This window comes from Foliimonas ilicis (genome assembly GCF_039939195.1).
GTDB lineage: Bacteria > Pseudomonadota > Alphaproteobacteria > Rhizobiales > Rhizobiaceae > Foliimonas > Foliimonas ilicis.
In genome coordinates this window covers 130,081-142,783 of the sequence record NZ_JBDUUH010000006.1, presented here as the reverse complement: position 1 = coordinate 142,783, position 12,703 = coordinate 130,081, and the positions used below count along the sequence as shown (strand labels likewise).

At 57.6% G+C, this 12,703-nt stretch carries 14 protein-coding genes and 3 pseudogenes; 10 read left to right on the top strand and 7 right to left on the bottom strand.

Annotation, left to right across the window (positions count from 1 at the left end; translation table 11 throughout):
- Positions 1 to 70: 70 nt before the first annotated feature.
- On the bottom strand, positions 71 to 790 hold the full coding sequence (locus tag ABFT80_RS14820; RefSeq protein WP_347972697.1) for a DMT family transporter: 720 nt from the start codon (positions 788 to 790) through the stop codon (positions 71 to 73).
- Between the two features lie 9 nt (positions 791 to 799).
- Between ABFT80_RS14820 and ABFT80_RS14815 the strand changes: the two genes are divergently transcribed.
- The gene (locus tag ABFT80_RS14815) at positions 800 to 1,048 is read left to right on the top strand and encodes a hypothetical protein (protein ID WP_347972696.1); all 249 of its coding nucleotides are present in this window, start codon (positions 800 to 802) and stop codon (positions 1,046 to 1,048) included.
- Positions 1,049 to 1,101: 53 nt separating this feature from the next.
- Here the strand turns inward: ABFT80_RS14815 and ABFT80_RS14810 are convergent, their stop codons facing one another.
- Positions 1,102 to 1,572 carry an Lrp/AsnC family transcriptional regulator gene (locus ABFT80_RS14810; RefSeq protein ID WP_347972695.1) on the bottom strand — a complete coding sequence of 157 codons (471 nt, stop codon included), beginning with the start codon at positions 1,570 to 1,572 and terminating at the stop codon, positions 1,102 to 1,104.
- Positions 1,573 to 1,675: 103 nt separating this feature from the next.
- Here ABFT80_RS14810 and ABFT80_RS14805 point away from each other — a divergent pair, with 103 nt between their 5' ends.
- Positions 1,676 to 2,680 (top strand): DMT family transporter, encoded by a 1,005-nt coding sequence (locus ABFT80_RS14805; RefSeq protein WP_347972694.1) that lies wholly within the window; start codon positions 1,676 to 1,678, stop codon positions 2,678 to 2,680.
- Between the two features lie 300 nt (positions 2,681 to 2,980).
- Here the strand turns inward: ABFT80_RS14805 and ABFT80_RS14800 are convergent, their stop codons facing one another.
- Together ABFT80_RS14800 and ABFT80_RS14795 are read right to left on the bottom strand one after the other, a co-directional pair.
- On the bottom strand, positions 2,981 to 3,400 hold the full coding sequence (locus ABFT80_RS14800; protein ID WP_347972693.1) for a hypothetical protein: 420 nt from the start codon (positions 3,398 to 3,400) through the stop codon (positions 2,981 to 2,983).
- Entirely contained in the window at positions 3,393 to 3,635 is a 243-nt protein-coding gene (locus ABFT80_RS14795) for a type II toxin-antitoxin system Phd/YefM family antitoxin (protein ID WP_347972692.1), read from the bottom strand. The genes ABFT80_RS14800 and ABFT80_RS14795 overlap by 8 nt, the downstream gene beginning before the upstream one ends.
- A 130-nt stretch (positions 3,636 to 3,765) precedes the next feature.
- Here ABFT80_RS14795 and ABFT80_RS14790 point away from each other — a divergent pair.
- Positions 3,766 to 4,323, top strand: a pseudogene (locus tag ABFT80_RS14790) (IS30 family transposase); the annotation flags it as partial.
- A 54-nt stretch (positions 4,324 to 4,377) separates the two neighbouring features.
- Here the strand turns inward: ABFT80_RS14790 and ABFT80_RS14785 are convergent.
- A pseudogene (locus tag ABFT80_RS14785) lies at positions 4,378 to 4,500 on the bottom strand (helix-turn-helix domain-containing protein); the annotation flags it as partial.
- 363 nt (positions 4,501 to 4,863) lie between these two features.
- Here ABFT80_RS14785 and ABFT80_RS14780 point away from each other — a divergent pair.
- The 4 genes from ABFT80_RS14780 (at position 4,864) to ABFT80_RS14765 (ending at position 8,714) form a co-directional block, all read left to right on the top strand.
- Positions 4,864 to 5,340 carry a 3'-5' exonuclease gene (locus tag ABFT80_RS14780; RefSeq protein ID WP_347972691.1) on the top strand — a complete coding sequence of 159 codons (477 nt, stop codon included), beginning with the start codon at positions 4,864 to 4,866 and terminating at the stop codon, positions 5,338 to 5,340.
- Between the two features lie 141 nt (positions 5,341 to 5,481).
- On the top strand, positions 5,482 to 6,069 hold the full coding sequence (locus ABFT80_RS14775) for a DUF6088 family protein (RefSeq protein ID WP_347972690.1): 588 nt from the start codon (positions 5,482 to 5,484) through the stop codon (positions 6,067 to 6,069).
- A complete protein-coding gene (locus ABFT80_RS14770) occupies positions 6,059 to 7,003 on the top strand; it encodes a nucleotidyl transferase AbiEii/AbiGii toxin family protein (protein WP_347972689.1) in 945 nt (314 codons plus the stop codon). The genes ABFT80_RS14775 and ABFT80_RS14770 overlap by 11 nt, the downstream gene beginning before the upstream one ends.
- A gap of 481 nt (positions 7,004 to 7,484) precedes the next feature.
- The gene (locus ABFT80_RS14765; RefSeq protein WP_347972688.1) at positions 7,485 to 8,714 is read left to right on the top strand and encodes a Fic family protein; all 1,230 of its coding nucleotides are present in this window, start codon (positions 7,485 to 7,487) and stop codon (positions 8,712 to 8,714) included.
- A 154-nt stretch (positions 8,715 to 8,868) separates the two neighbouring features.
- Here ABFT80_RS14765 and ABFT80_RS14760 read toward each other — a convergent pair.
- Together ABFT80_RS14760 and ABFT80_RS14755 are read right to left on the bottom strand one after the other, a co-directional pair.
- Positions 8,869 to 9,222: pseudogene (locus tag ABFT80_RS14760) on the bottom strand (transposase); the annotation flags it as partial.
- A gap of 206 nt (positions 9,223 to 9,428) precedes the next feature.
- On the bottom strand, positions 9,429 to 9,890 hold the full coding sequence (locus ABFT80_RS14755; RefSeq protein WP_347972687.1) for an NUDIX hydrolase: 462 nt from the start codon (positions 9,888 to 9,890) through the stop codon (positions 9,429 to 9,431).
- Between the two features lie 674 nt (positions 9,891 to 10,564).
- Between ABFT80_RS14755 and ABFT80_RS14750 the strand changes: the two genes are divergently transcribed.
- The 3 genes from ABFT80_RS14750 to ABFT80_RS14740 all read left to right on the top strand — a co-directional run bounded on the left by ABFT80_RS14750 (position 10,565) and on the right by ABFT80_RS14740 (position 12,351).
- Entirely contained in the window at positions 10,565 to 10,687 is a 123-nt protein-coding gene (locus tag ABFT80_RS14750; RefSeq protein WP_347972686.1) for a hypothetical protein, read from the top strand.
- A gap of 91 nt (positions 10,688 to 10,778) precedes the next feature.
- The gene (locus ABFT80_RS14745) at positions 10,779 to 11,285 is read left to right on the top strand and encodes a PTS sugar transporter subunit IIA (protein ID WP_347972685.1); all 507 of its coding nucleotides are present in this window, start codon (positions 10,779 to 10,781) and stop codon (positions 11,283 to 11,285) included.
- A 157-nt stretch (positions 11,286 to 11,442) separates the two neighbouring features.
- A complete protein-coding gene (locus tag ABFT80_RS14740) occupies positions 11,443 to 12,351 on the top strand; it encodes a mechanosensitive ion channel family protein (protein ID WP_347972684.1) in 909 nt (302 codons plus the stop codon).
- The last annotated feature ends 352 nt before the right edge of the window (positions 12,352 to 12,703 follow it).

Here is a 12,703-nt window from a genome sequence, read left to right as displayed (position 1 = left end):
TTGGGGGTGGACTGCTGCCGGTCAGGTTAGAGCCATCACGCAGGAAAGCCGCGATTTCGGCCGATCAGTTTCATCTGGACCGCCGATGCCCCTCTCGAACAATGAGAATACCAGCCGCCGCAATTAACGTCATTCCCGACGCCTCGCTCCACGTCGGGATTTCGAACATGAGAACGAAGGCCCAGAAGGCGGCGAAGGGCAGATAGGCGTTATCGAATACTCCGATGATCGTCGATGGCGCGAGTTGGTAGGCTTTCGCGACGGCCATCTCGATCACGGGATGCAGAAGAGCCAGAAAAACGATCAGCAGCCACTCTGCCGTTCCAAGGGACGGCCAAGCGGAGAGAATGAAGCCATCCGCATCTGCCGGCGCGAAGAGCACCAGCATGGCGGTGCCGACAGAACCTGCAATCACAAGAATGATATTCAGGTTGAAGGCCAATGCGAGTGGAGCCTCCTCGGCGCAGCGGCTCCATGTGATAATCGCGGTCAAAGCGTAGAACAACGCGGCCGCGAGCGGCAGAAGTACGGCGAGCGACAGCTCGCTTCCAAGTGGATCGACAGCGATCATAACACCTACAAAAGCCGTAAAGATTGCGATCAGTTTTACGCAACCGATCCTCTCGTCGAGTAGGATGCGCGAGAGCAAAGCCATCCAGACCGGCGCGGTGTAGTAACAGGCGGCGGCGAGAGAGAAAATCATGAAGGGTAGCCCCGCGTAGTAGCAAAGCCACATCCCTGCGAGGCATAGGTTACGGGCCCATACCCATCGGGGGCGTTTCAGCCGCAATCGCTCTCCTTGAGCGAAAATGGCGAAAGCAACCAATGGGGCCTTACGAATGTCGCGACACTAAAACCTGAAGAGATCGCGCCGAAAATCAGCCAAATTACCAATCTGATCCAAAGTGGCGAAGCTGATAAGTACGAATTCTTCTCAGGCAACGGCGAAGTGACGACGAGATCAATTCACCAGTACCTCTATTGGCTGCAAATCCGCCAACAAGACATTGACAGCGACGGCACCTATACACCTACGACGTTGAAATAGGCTACACGTATAGGGACCTGTCGCGAAACTCCCAAAGCCCGCGACAATGGTTATCATGTGCGGGCAGCGTCGTGAGGCGTGATCTTCGTCGTCTCCTTATAGGTCTCGACAGCGAACAGCGTCGTGTAGCGAACCACGTCCGGATCACTGTCAAAGAGGCGGTCGCAGAGCGCCTGATATTCTTCCATGTCGCCGAAATGACCGATCAGCACTGCGTCCAGATCGCCGGTGACGCCGTATGCCTGGGTGATCGCCGGTTCCTCTGAAATGCGTGACGCGAAGGAAGATCGCAGGTCCCTGGTGTGGTTGCGTGTGGTGACAGTGATAACAGCCCGAATGCCGCGCCCGAGTTTGGCCGGGTCGGCGAGATAGACACAGGCTTTCAGGACACCCGTTCGCCGCAGCTCCGCGACCCGGCGCAGGCAGGTCGAAGGCGTCGAGCGAACCATCTCCGCCAGCTCCGCCTTGGTGAGCGTACCGTCTACCTGAAGCGCGGCCACGATCCGCAGGTCCAGTCCATCCATATACAGTGGCTCCCGTGGTCTGAATTGCCATTTTCTAAGATATTTTGACCACCCTATCCGCCGCTTTCGCCGTATCAAAATGAAAAATTGATGTGGTGAGACGATGAACAACGCGACGCTCGGGCTGATCTGGGCCTTTTCCTTTGTGATCCTAGAAGCGGCACAGGCGGTGTTCTTCGGCGGCGTGTTTCAGGACTACGACTCGTTCCTGATCGGCGGGGTGGTCTTCGGGCTCACGGCAGCCGGAGCGCTGATCTGGGCGAAGGTGCGCGCCCCGGAGCAACTGAAAATTGCGTGGGCCGACAAAGCCACCCTGTTCGGGTTGAACCTCTCGACCACCCTTGTCTGGATCGCATATTTCTACGCGCTTCAAATGATCGAACCGGCGGTGGTCTTCACCGCGTTTTCGGGGCTGATCCCCATCGCGGTCGTGGTTGCCTCGGCTTGCGGGGTTTCCGAAGCATCACCATTGCGCAACCGGGTCGAAGGCGTCGGCCTGATCGCTGTGGTGATCGGCGTCGGTTATCTCGCGGCGATCACGCTGCTTGGACAATCAGGCTTCGTGCGAGGCGGCTGGACTGCCGCAATAGTCGGATTGCTGCTGACCTGTGTGTCTACCGTCAGTCTCGCGGCAATGATGATTTACAGCCTGAGGCTCGACCGCCTCGGCGTCGCACCGATTGCACAATATGGGCTGCGATTTCCGCTCTACGTGATGGTGGCACTCCCGGCCGCATGGCTCGGCCTCGATGGGAAAGGTTCGGTCGATCCCGGCGGGCTGCTCGCTGTCATCGTGATCGGCCTTGCGATCATGGCGTTTCCGGTCTTTGCAATGCAGAAGGCGATATCGCTGATGTCCATCCTGACGCTGGCCGCGATCACGGCGCTCGGTCCACTGTTCGTTTTCCTGTTTCAGATTGTCGAAGGCCGCGTGGCCTACGCACCAGCCACTATGACCGGTCTGATGATCTATTTCGCAGGGGCAGTTCTTGCGGCCTATGGCGGGGCCAGGCACTCGGGCGGAAAGTCGATCGTCCACGAGCGAACGGACATTACAGCTAAGCTCGACCGTGAGCTTGCGAAACTGGACACGACCCATCTTCGCTGAGGGCACTTTGTGACAGGCTTCCGCCGAGTGGCGGTGGCACGGTGATGCGAAAACGCGGGGTTTGACCACACCGGCTGTCGTGTTTGGGTCAATCGGCTGATCTGTCCTGCGGGCAGATCAGGCTTTCCATCGGCATGGAGCGGCCGGGCTGAAACGGCCCATTCTCCGAGCGGCTGAAAAGACCGCATGCGCGCCCAGATGGGCGCGCTCGTCCGTGGTGGGGAAAGGGAGTGTGAGGGAAGGGGCTTTAGGGGCTTCCCTCATACCGGATAGCGACCGCTCGATGCGGTCGCGCGCCGGTCATCGCCGGCTGGTGCGGCTGATCTGTCGCGCCTTGAGCGCGTCGACCATCAGTCCCTGCACCTGCTTGGTGAACGAGCTGGAAAATCGGCCAATGCGGTTTCCAGGCTCGAAATAGAAACTTTTGGCGGGAATGTCTTCGTTTGCCTCGTCGGCCACGATCCAAAGCGCCATGTGGGCGTCCAATCCCGCGCGCCTTTTTTCGATGTCAGGCACTTCCATGCTGTAGGGGCTATGCTGGAGAACACTGGTGATCGGCAGCATCAAAACGACAAGCTCATCGCTGCGATTGCGCACCAACAGCGAGAGCACGACGGGACGGTCCTTTCGTCCCTCGGTCTCGCCGCGCGCTGCTTCCCGGCTCCACAAGAATGGATAGCGCCATACATCGCCCAGGGCTGGCGCGGCTGCGTCAGTCATTGTCGATGCTGTGCTGAAGGCTGGTGATCAGGCTGGCGGCTTCGTCGTCGCTCAGATCATCGACATGGAAGGCGCGGCGTGTATCGTGATTGTGGGTCAAGTCCTCGTAGCGCTCCATCGACATGATGACATAGCGCGGCTTTCGGTGCTTGGTGATGGCGACCGGGGAAACGGATGCGGCTTCGAACAGATCGCCCGTTTTGCGGGTGAGGTCGGCGGCGGCAAATTCTTTCATGGCGAAGATCCTCGCGAGTGGCGAATAACCTGAATATACAGATATTCGGTAAATTCTGCAAATCTCCATTTTTGGGGGGAAGGAGCGCGAGGGAAGTGACCGGGTTCCCTCGTAGCGGAGCGCTGCGGCTCTCACAGCGCATGCTATGGCGGCGGATCGGCGGCGTAAGTATCGCAAGCTGTTGCGCGACCCGAACCTGTGCGCAGCAGTCATCGATCGCCTGAAGGATGGCTGGTCACCGGAGCAGATCTCCGGGCGGCTAAGGCTTGCCAGCGGCTCTTCTGCCAGATTGAGCCATGAGACGATTTATCAGTATGTTTATTCGCAGGAAGGCCAGGATCAGCAACTGGCCCGGCATCTGCCTGAACGACGACGGAGACGGCGTCCGAGATATGCGCGCAAGCCCAGAAGTCTCGTCTTTCCAATAGAATGCGCCATTCGAAACAGGCCTGAAGCGGTCAACTCGCGCAGTGAATTCGGTCACTGGGAGGCGGATCTGATGATCTTCAGGAAAGAGCACGGCTCCGCCAACATTGCCACCGTTGTCGAGCGCAAGAGCCGATACACCGTTCTTTTCCGCAACAACGACAGGCGCTCGAAGCCGATCATGAGCCAGTTGATCCGTCATCTGGCACCCCTTCCCGTGCAAGCCCGGCAAAGCCTGACATTCGATCGGGGACTGGAGTTCTAGCCGTTCCTCGAGGGCCGCCACCTGACGGTTGATCGCCGAGGGTGCGACTGCCAGCGCCTCTGCTGCTGCTGAGAATGAGCCAAACTTGGCCACGCTGTAGAAGTAACGCAGGCCACTGAGATACGGCACTCGTGACTTCGAAACGATTGCGAATTCCGTCGGCTTGATGTCCATGCTCTACCTGTTTGCCATGAAGCGCTGAGCGGAAGCTTTTGCAGCTATCATTGTCAACACCCCGCGACTATGTCCGGTGCCTAGGCTACTTATCTCAAAGGGCGAGGCCGCATTCAAGCGGCGGTTTCCAGTGTCGACGCCCTTAGAAGCGCGCGCTTTTTGAGCGTGTTGGAATAGGCAATACCTCCAAAGGTTTCCTAACACTTCGGCGAACTGTCCAAAGGACATGAAAGAGCGGATCCTCTGTGTTGCGAGTATCGCTCCAAATATCTTTTTGGTCTTGAAGGGATATGAAACGACGGCCCGTCGTTCAGCGGATTTATTCGTATTAGATTTTTCCAACCCGGACAGCTACATAAAAAGGTGGCCTGCGAGATCAATACGGCGAGCCTTGCCACATCGCACCGCAATAGCGCCGCTATTTGTGCATTGTCCTCCAAACTCTATCCTGCCATGGCAGCGACCGCTGCATGCGACTGCGACCATTGCCGCCAGCCAGTCCCTGATGATGCAGGACTTCATATTGTCAGGCGCAAGGACCTGCCTCGCTATCTCAAAACGGGTAAGCCGGTGCAGCTTCGATGGAGTTCCAGCATCAAGGTTGTGGCGGCCGATCTACCGACGCTTACGTTCGGACGATCTAAAGGTCTCGGTTTTGACCGCGTCGTTATCTATCCCACGGAAAAAATGATGTCGTGGCTGGAAAAACCAAAGGACCAACTGGAAGGAGAGGCACGTGCCAAGCTGTACGTCGCCTTGACGAGGGCACGTCATGTCGTCGCTATCGTCCATGACCTTCCGGGGGGTAAGTCAGTTCCGGGATTTTCGATATTCGAGTAGTGGAGATTTCCGGAAAGTCCCCCTATATAATTCAATTAGTTCAGTAAGATAGATGCTAAGCCGCCGCCAAAATTTGCATGAAATTTGGAAAAAATTGCATTCACTACCATATGTCGCTATAGTGAGTGCAGGAGCTAACCCATGACGAAGTTACAGGAATTGAAAAAGCATCTGCGGTCCGGCAAGGTCTACCGTCGGGAGGATCTCGCCCAATGGTCGTCGTCTGTCGATCGGCATCTTCAGCAGCTGCTGGCAGAAGGATACCTGACCAAGCTATCGACCGGCGTCTATCACCGGCCGAAGCAGACCGCGTTCGGCAAAGCCCCCGCCGAGGATGACGCGCTCGTCGAGGCTTTCTTGAAAGATGACCGTTACCTCGTTACCTCGCCCAATGCCTATAACAGCCTGGGTGTCGGCGCGACGCAGCTCTATAACAAGACCGTCGTCTATAACCATAAGCGCCACGGCAACTTCATGCTGGGCGGCCGAGAGTTCGAGTTCCGCAGAAAGCCAGCCTTCCCCAAAACCCTGACCAAAGAATTCCTACTGGTCGACCTGGTCAACAATCTCGACCAGCTGGCCGAGGACCGCGATCAGGTGCTGGCCCGCGTGAAGGAACGTGCCCTGCAAGGCAATCGCACCGCCCTCACCCGTGCCGCCAAGGAATACGGCATGGTGCGCACGCGGAAATTCTTCAACACCCTCGCCGCGGATACGCATGCCAGCTGATTTCCTCCATAGGCACAAGGATTTTGCTTCCCTGCTGCGCATCGTCGCTGACCAGATGAAGGTGCAGCCGGTGCTGGTCGAAAAAGACTACTGGATCATGCACTGCCTGTACGGCCTGCAACAGTTGGAGATGGCGTTCGAGCTCAAGGGCGGTACCTCGCTCTCGAAAGGATACCGCATCATCAACCGCTTCTCGGAGGATATCGATATCCGTATCGAACCGCCGAAGGCGATGGAGGTAAAAACCGGCCCCAATCACGACAAGGCGGCGCATCGTGAAAGCCGGAAGGCCTTCTATGACTGGCTGGCCGAGACGATCACGATCGACGGTATCCAAAAGATCGAGCGCGATACCGAATTCGACAACGAGACGTATCGCAGCGGCGGCATCCGCCTCTACTACGACGAGACGACCGGCACGAAATCGGATCTCAAGGACGGAGTTTTGCTCGAAGCTGGCTTCGACACGGTGGCTCCCAATATCGACAAGGATATCAGCTCCTGGGCCTATGATTACGCGGCATCGCGCGTCGAGCTGATTGATAATCGCGCACTGGCCGTTCCCTGCTATGAGCCCGGCTACACGCTGGTCGAGAAGCTCCAGACCATTTCCACCAAATATCGCAAGCAGCATGAAACCGGCCAGTTCCCCGCTAATTTCCTGCGGCACTATTACGACGTCTTCTGCCTACTGGACCAGCCGGAAGTGCAAGACTTCATCGGTACGGAAGCCTATCTCGCGCACAAGGACCGACGTTTCCCGAAGGCTGACGATCAGAACATAAGCAGCAATCCCGCTTTCAGCCTTTCCGCCCCCGGGACGTTCGGGCTTTACGAGCGCGCATATGAGCGGACCTCGGCGCTCTATTATCACGGCCGGCCCAGCCTGAAAGAGATCCTTGCCCGCATCACCACCTACGCGGAGCGTCTCTAACGATCCCGTCGCATTAGGCTGATCTTCTCGAAAGTCCACTTATATACGTGTCAGGGTGGACGCCTTCGCTATGCAGTATTAGGACGAGCTCATACCGCAGATCCGCCGGTGAACGCAGTTTACAAACCAGGATCGACAACATTGCAAATCGACTATCTTACCTCGCCTTGAGCGGAATCGAACCGCAGACCGTCGCTGCTTTGCTCATCAGTTCAGTCGGAGACCTTACCAGCACCGCCTGCCCGGTTCTCATGTCCATGGCATATTCAGAGCACGAGAACGGCTTCGTTTTCTTCAAATGCTGAGTATGATTTGAGGGTGATGGTGAACGTTCAACCCGCGTCATCGTTCGGTTTCCTGGGCTGATCGGCATCCAAAACCGGCGAAAGAGATCGGCAATCAACATCGGCAATTATGTTGGATTTTTTACTCAAATACCCTATAAACGTGACCATTGAGACGACACAAGGATCGGCAAAAAATGCTGGAAACGGCTGCTCGTATGGAGCCTTTGTTTTTCGATGATGTGGTGCCGACGAACCTGGCCGATATTGCGATCGAGTTACAGCGGGCTGCCGACGATCTCGGCCGAGGCCTTCATCCGGAATCAGCCGCCGAACTAGCCGATCTCGTGCGTGTGATGAACAGCTACTACAGCAATCTCATTGAGGGTCACAACACCCGCCCTCGCGATATCGAACGCGCTTTGGCTGGAGCCGAGATCGATCCAGAACGACGTCCCCTCGCCCTGGAAGCGAAGGCCCATGTCGAAATCCAGCGACAGATCGACGGCCTCGCATTGCGTGGAGATTTGCCTTCCCCAACTTCGATTGATTTCATCCAATGGGTTCATCGGGCGTTCTATGAGGAGATGCCCGAAGAATTGCGATTCGTTGATAAACCGAATGGCTCCAAGGCCGAGATCGTTCCTGGAGAATTCCGTGCGATATCCGACCATGATGTTGTGGTCGGCCGTCACCAGCCGCCCTCATCGGAGCGTATTCTTACTTTCATGGAGTATTTCCAGAAAAGATTCGCGATGGCAGACAGGCAAGCCAGTCTTCGTATTATAGCCATTGCGTCAGCACATCATCGGTTGAATTACATCCATCCGTTCCCCGACGGCAACGGACGCGTCAGCCGTTTGATGTCTCATGCAATGGCGCTGAAGGCCGGAATCGGTGGAAGTGGCCTCTGGTCGATATCGCGGGGATTGGCACGTGGCCTTAAAGACCGCGGCGAATACAAGCGAATGATGGATTATGCCGACACCCCGCGCCAGAATGACCGAGATGGCAGAGGAAATCTGTCGGAAAGTGCTCTGAAAGATTTCGTTGAATGGTTCCTGACAATCGCTCTCGACCAGGTGCGCTTCTCAACGGCGATGTTCGACCTTGGACGTCTCGAGACGCGCTATCGAGCCTTGGTGAAGGATGTCGTCGATGACAAACGGGCACCCGAGCTCGTGTCAGCGGTCCTGCGTTACGGCAGCCTGCCTCGTGGAGAGGCCAATTTCGTATTGAAGACTTCCGAACGCACGGCCCGGAACACCTTGTCAGACCTCGTCGATCGCGGATTCTTGAAATCGGACACGCCGAAGGCACCGGTTCGGATCGCGTTTCCATTAGACTATAGAGAGCGCTTATTTCCGAACCTATTTACAGATGCTGAAGTGATGATGGCTGAAACGCCGGTTCTGTCCTTCAAGTAATAATCAAAAAAGCTGGAAAAGGGTTGGAGCGCCGGAACTAGTCTACACTCGATCCGCCCCAATATGCCAAATATCCCAGGTTGCAATCTTATGCGACTATTCGAAGACCGAAAGTGGGTTCAAGGATGAAGTGCGACTTTGCAGTGATACCAATAGCCGATGGCTCCCATGTCAGCGCCCTGCGGCTCAGTGTGGTATGATCTGGAACCGGCAGATCAAGACCCATTAGATCGAGCGGCGATGCCATCAATCCCTCGCTTTGGCGCAGACGAAGCCCGAACACGCAGCCCAGCATCAAGATGGTCTCGATGGCCAGATCGGAATAACGGAACTGGCCGCCGCGGGTTGATCGTCGTGGCGCATGCCACAAGGCCAAGGCTTCTTCCGTCACCCATAACGTCAGGCTACCCCGCCAGCGAAGACCCTCCTCATATTCCGCCCAATTCGTCACCTTGAATTTCATCTTGCCAATGCGATGACGGCGGGCGGCGTTATGTTTATGGGGCATGGTCTAGGATCACAGTGATTACGGTATCAACTGCTTACAGTTCAACCGTTGAATGATCCGTGCACCAACGCCATTCCGTAGCTGATCGGTGTCGATTCCTTGCGTGCGCAACGCGACAAAGGTGGAGGAGAGCATTTCCCGTTCCTGCAATCATCTGGTTGTCGCGGCGGCATCCGGCGCCATAGCCGGACCCCGGACAATCTGCGTCAGCATCCGCGGCTTGGCACGAGCTCCCGTATGACCTGCGCAAGCTCGGCATCGTCGACCATCCGGGCTGCCTCGCGGAGTGCGAACCAGCGCCGCTTGCGCTGTCCGCGCTCCGGCCAGTTGGTCAGCGTTCCGCGCACCTGCAGGCTGAACAAGGTCACGCGGCAGCGCCGAAGCGAGCCGTCCTTGCCCGCCTTCAGGTAGTGATAACAGGCCGTCGGATTTAAAAGGATGTCACCGATCACGCCCGCCTCCTCGAACGCCTCCAGCGCGGCCGACTGATATGGCGGCCGGCCCTCGGCCAGCCAGCCCCTGGGCACGATCCAGCGCCCGCGCCGCCTCGACGTAATGAGAAGGACCTGCATGGCGCCGCCGCGGTCAATTCGCCACGGTAGCACGCCGTACTGCTGCATGACCTCGTCGGTGCACTTATCGACTCCTTGTGTTGGAACGACGCTCATGCATGTTCTCCCTGGATGAGAGTTAGAGTTCGCGGAAGATGAGAACCACTGGTGCGTGGCGACCAGTGGTTCTCAGCAAAAGCGATGCCAGGCGATTTGCACCACGGACACCGTCCAGGGGCGCGCGGCAGGCGGCGATTGCACGGGACACAGAATTGCGGAGGATGAGCATGTCTCACGAATACGCTCCATCAGAGGCGACGCTCCCGCGTCGCCAAATGAACCGCATTGTCGAGGCAGGTCCCGGAGCGAGGGTTATGTGCGGCGTTCAAAGGTCGATGGCGTGCCGCTCCGGGATGAAGAACGTGCTTCCCCGGCCAGCCTCGACGTCCTGATGAACGCTTCCATGCACATGCTCCCAATCTAGCCATTGAAAGCGGCGATTCAAGGGTGGTGGTGGTTCGCTGAGGCCGATTTTTTCTTTTTTTTCAGTTATTTGACTTTTATGGCGCGGCGGCCGATATACACGTCATGAACACGCGTCCGCATTCCATCTGCAATCAGACCAGGCTACGCCCGCTCATTGGCCGCTAGCCCTGGCTCGGGCTTCCGCGTTTGCGGAACCGGGCCAGGGAACGCTCCCCTCCATCTTGTCAACTTTCCCGATACGTCGATCGCCCGGACGCTTCCGTACGGCGATTGCTAATGTTGAAGGACAGTCAGGAGCGCCTGACATGGCCAAAAAAAATGGCAACCGTGAAGCTCGCAAGCCGAAGAAGATCAAGGAAAGGCAAGTCGAGGCAACTTCGATCTCTTCCTTGAGCGCCAAGCCCGTAATGCCGAGCAGGAAGAAGTAGTCGCCGGTGCGGTGTGATGGGCCACCGGCTCGCCGCACCGCGTGGTTGTGGTTTGGATTGCAGTCTACTGCAAGCTCTCATGGAGGTGAAAGTGGATAGTCTGAAGCTCTTTCTCGAGGCAGATATTTCCCTTGGCGCCGTGTTGCCGCACAAGGACGCCGTCATCGCGCTCGCGGCCGATCGGCTCGCGGAGAAAGCTCGTATGAGCTACGAGCAGGCCAGGTCCGCCCTAGCCGATCGGGAGAAGCTGGGCTCCACCGCTCTCGGGCAGGGAGTCGCGATGCCGCATGCGATGACGCCGCATTGCCGTCGCCCTGCATGTGCCCTCATCGGCCTGTCGAGTCCGGTCGATTTCGACGCGCCCGACGGCGAGGACGTGGACGTGGTGCTCGCGCTGATCTGGCCGGAAGGCCAGGCCCGGAAGTTTGTCGAGATGTCGTCCTCGGTCAGTCGCATCCTCCGGGATCCCGCGACGCTTCGGCTGGTTCGCAAGTCGGCTGACCCCGATCTCATCCGCAGATTGATCCTCTTCAGGGCGCAAGCCGATACGAACCAGCACTCGGCTGAAGCAGTGTCCGCAATGGAGATGCCGGGCTGAGCGCCCGGGACGGCGGATTCTCTTCCGAACGATCGATAGAAGCGCGCAGGTAGCCCGTCCCCCTTTTGTCGCACGCTTGCAAAGGAAAAGCAGGCTTGCCGTGCCTGCCGGCAATGCGGCCTTCGTGTTGGAGACCGGAGTTTACAGGAGAATACAGTTGACAGATCGAACATCAATCCTTCGCTTCTTCTGGCCGGCCCTTCTCTTCGGCTTTTCCGTGGCGGCCTATGTCTTCCACGAAACGGCCTTTCAGCACTTCGCACCGGAAGCAGACCGGAACGCTGTTCGGCAGCTAAGCACGGCGGCCGTCTGGTATTCCAGTGCCTGGCTGCTTGCACGGATGATCGGCGCAGCTCTGCAGAGAACCGGAAACGGCCGCCGCAAGGTGCCGAAGCTGCTCGGAGAGCTCGTCGGCGCCGCACTGTTTCTGGCCGCGACGGTTGCGACCGTGGCAATGCTGCTGGGCCAGTCGGCGGGCGGGGCACTGGCGAGCTCGGGTTTGATCATCGCCGTTATCGGATTCGCTATCCGCAATGTGCTCGCGGACGTCCTTTCAGGTATTGCACTTGGCCTGGAAGCGCCCTTCAGGATCGGCGACTGGATCGAGATCGACGGAGCCATCCGCGGCCGCGTTATCGAAATCGGGTGGCGGACCACGCGGCTGCTGACACTCAACGATACCTACATGATCCTGCCCAACAGCGAGATTTCACGCCAGAGGATGACCAACTACAGCGCACCGCGAAGGCATTATCGCGCCAGCCTGGAGATTGTCCTCGGTCACGACATTCCGGTCAGCCAGGGCAAGGAGTTGCTGGAGGCGGCGGCCGTGTCGAACGTAATCATCATGAAATCGCCGAAGCCCGATGTGCGCGCCCTCTCCTACGATACCGAAGGGGTGAGATACGCCGTCCGCTACTGGGTGCCGAGCTTCGTGGATAATGTCGATTGCCGGGACGTGATGCTCGTCGCTGTCGATGCTGCAATCCGTGAACGCGGACTGCCCCCGCCATACAGCCGGGTCAAGCTCGTGACACCGACGGACGATGGCCCGGGTGAGGCCTAATCTGGCATCAAGGGGCCCGTCACCGGACGACCGGAAGCAGCAGAGACGTACAGCCACTCGTTCCCGTTAACCGGTGATCAGCGGCACGAGACTTGTAGTTGCAGGCCAACTTAGCTTGCGTCGAAACTGTAGAGCATCATCACAACATGGTTTTCGGTGTGTTGAACAAGACAGAAGTGGCCTGGACGACAGCAGCTTTGATCAAATTAGCCATAACAGTCTGTCCTGTGAGGATTTAGACGACCGCTCGGAAGGCAAGCGACGGTTAGGATATGAGGTTTGTAAGGTGAAGTCATTTTTCAAAGCATCTCTGAACGGTCTTGGTGCATTGATCGGGGTGCGGACGGATTTC

What these genes read in the sequence shown, in the direction of transcription:
- ABFT80_RS14755 (WP_347972687.1), bottom strand. Translation starts at nt 9,890, where the DNA reads ATGAGCGTCGTTCCAACACAAGGAGTCGATAAGTGCACCGACGAGGTC.
- ABFT80_RS14770 (WP_347972689.1), top strand. Translation starts at nt 6,059, where the DNA reads ATGCCAGCTGATTTCCTCCATAGGCACAAGGATTTTGCTTCCCTGCTG.
- ABFT80_RS14750 (WP_347972686.1), top strand. Translation starts at nt 10,565, where the DNA reads ATGGCCAAAAAAAATGGCAACCGTGAAGCTCGCAAGCCGAAGAAGATC.
- ABFT80_RS14800 (WP_347972693.1), bottom strand. Translation starts at nt 3,400, where the DNA reads ATGACTGACGCAGCCGCGCCAGCCCTGGGCGATGTATGGCGCTATCCA.
- ABFT80_RS14805 (WP_347972694.1), top strand. Translation starts at nt 1,676, where the DNA reads ATGAACAACGCGACGCTCGGGCTGATCTGGGCCTTTTCCTTTGTGATC.
- ABFT80_RS14775 (WP_347972690.1), top strand. Translation starts at nt 5,482, where the DNA reads ATGACGAAGTTACAGGAATTGAAAAAGCATCTGCGGTCCGGCAAGGTC.
- ABFT80_RS14810 (WP_347972695.1), bottom strand. Translation starts at nt 1,572, where the DNA reads ATGGATGGACTGGACCTGCGGATCGTGGCCGCGCTTCAGGTAGACGGT.
- ABFT80_RS14765 (WP_347972688.1), top strand. Translation starts at nt 7,485, where the DNA reads ATGCTGGAAACGGCTGCTCGTATGGAGCCTTTGTTTTTCGATGATGTG.
- ABFT80_RS14795 (WP_347972692.1), bottom strand. Translation starts at nt 3,635, where the DNA reads ATGAAAGAATTTGCCGCCGCCGACCTCACCCGCAAAACGGGCGATCTG.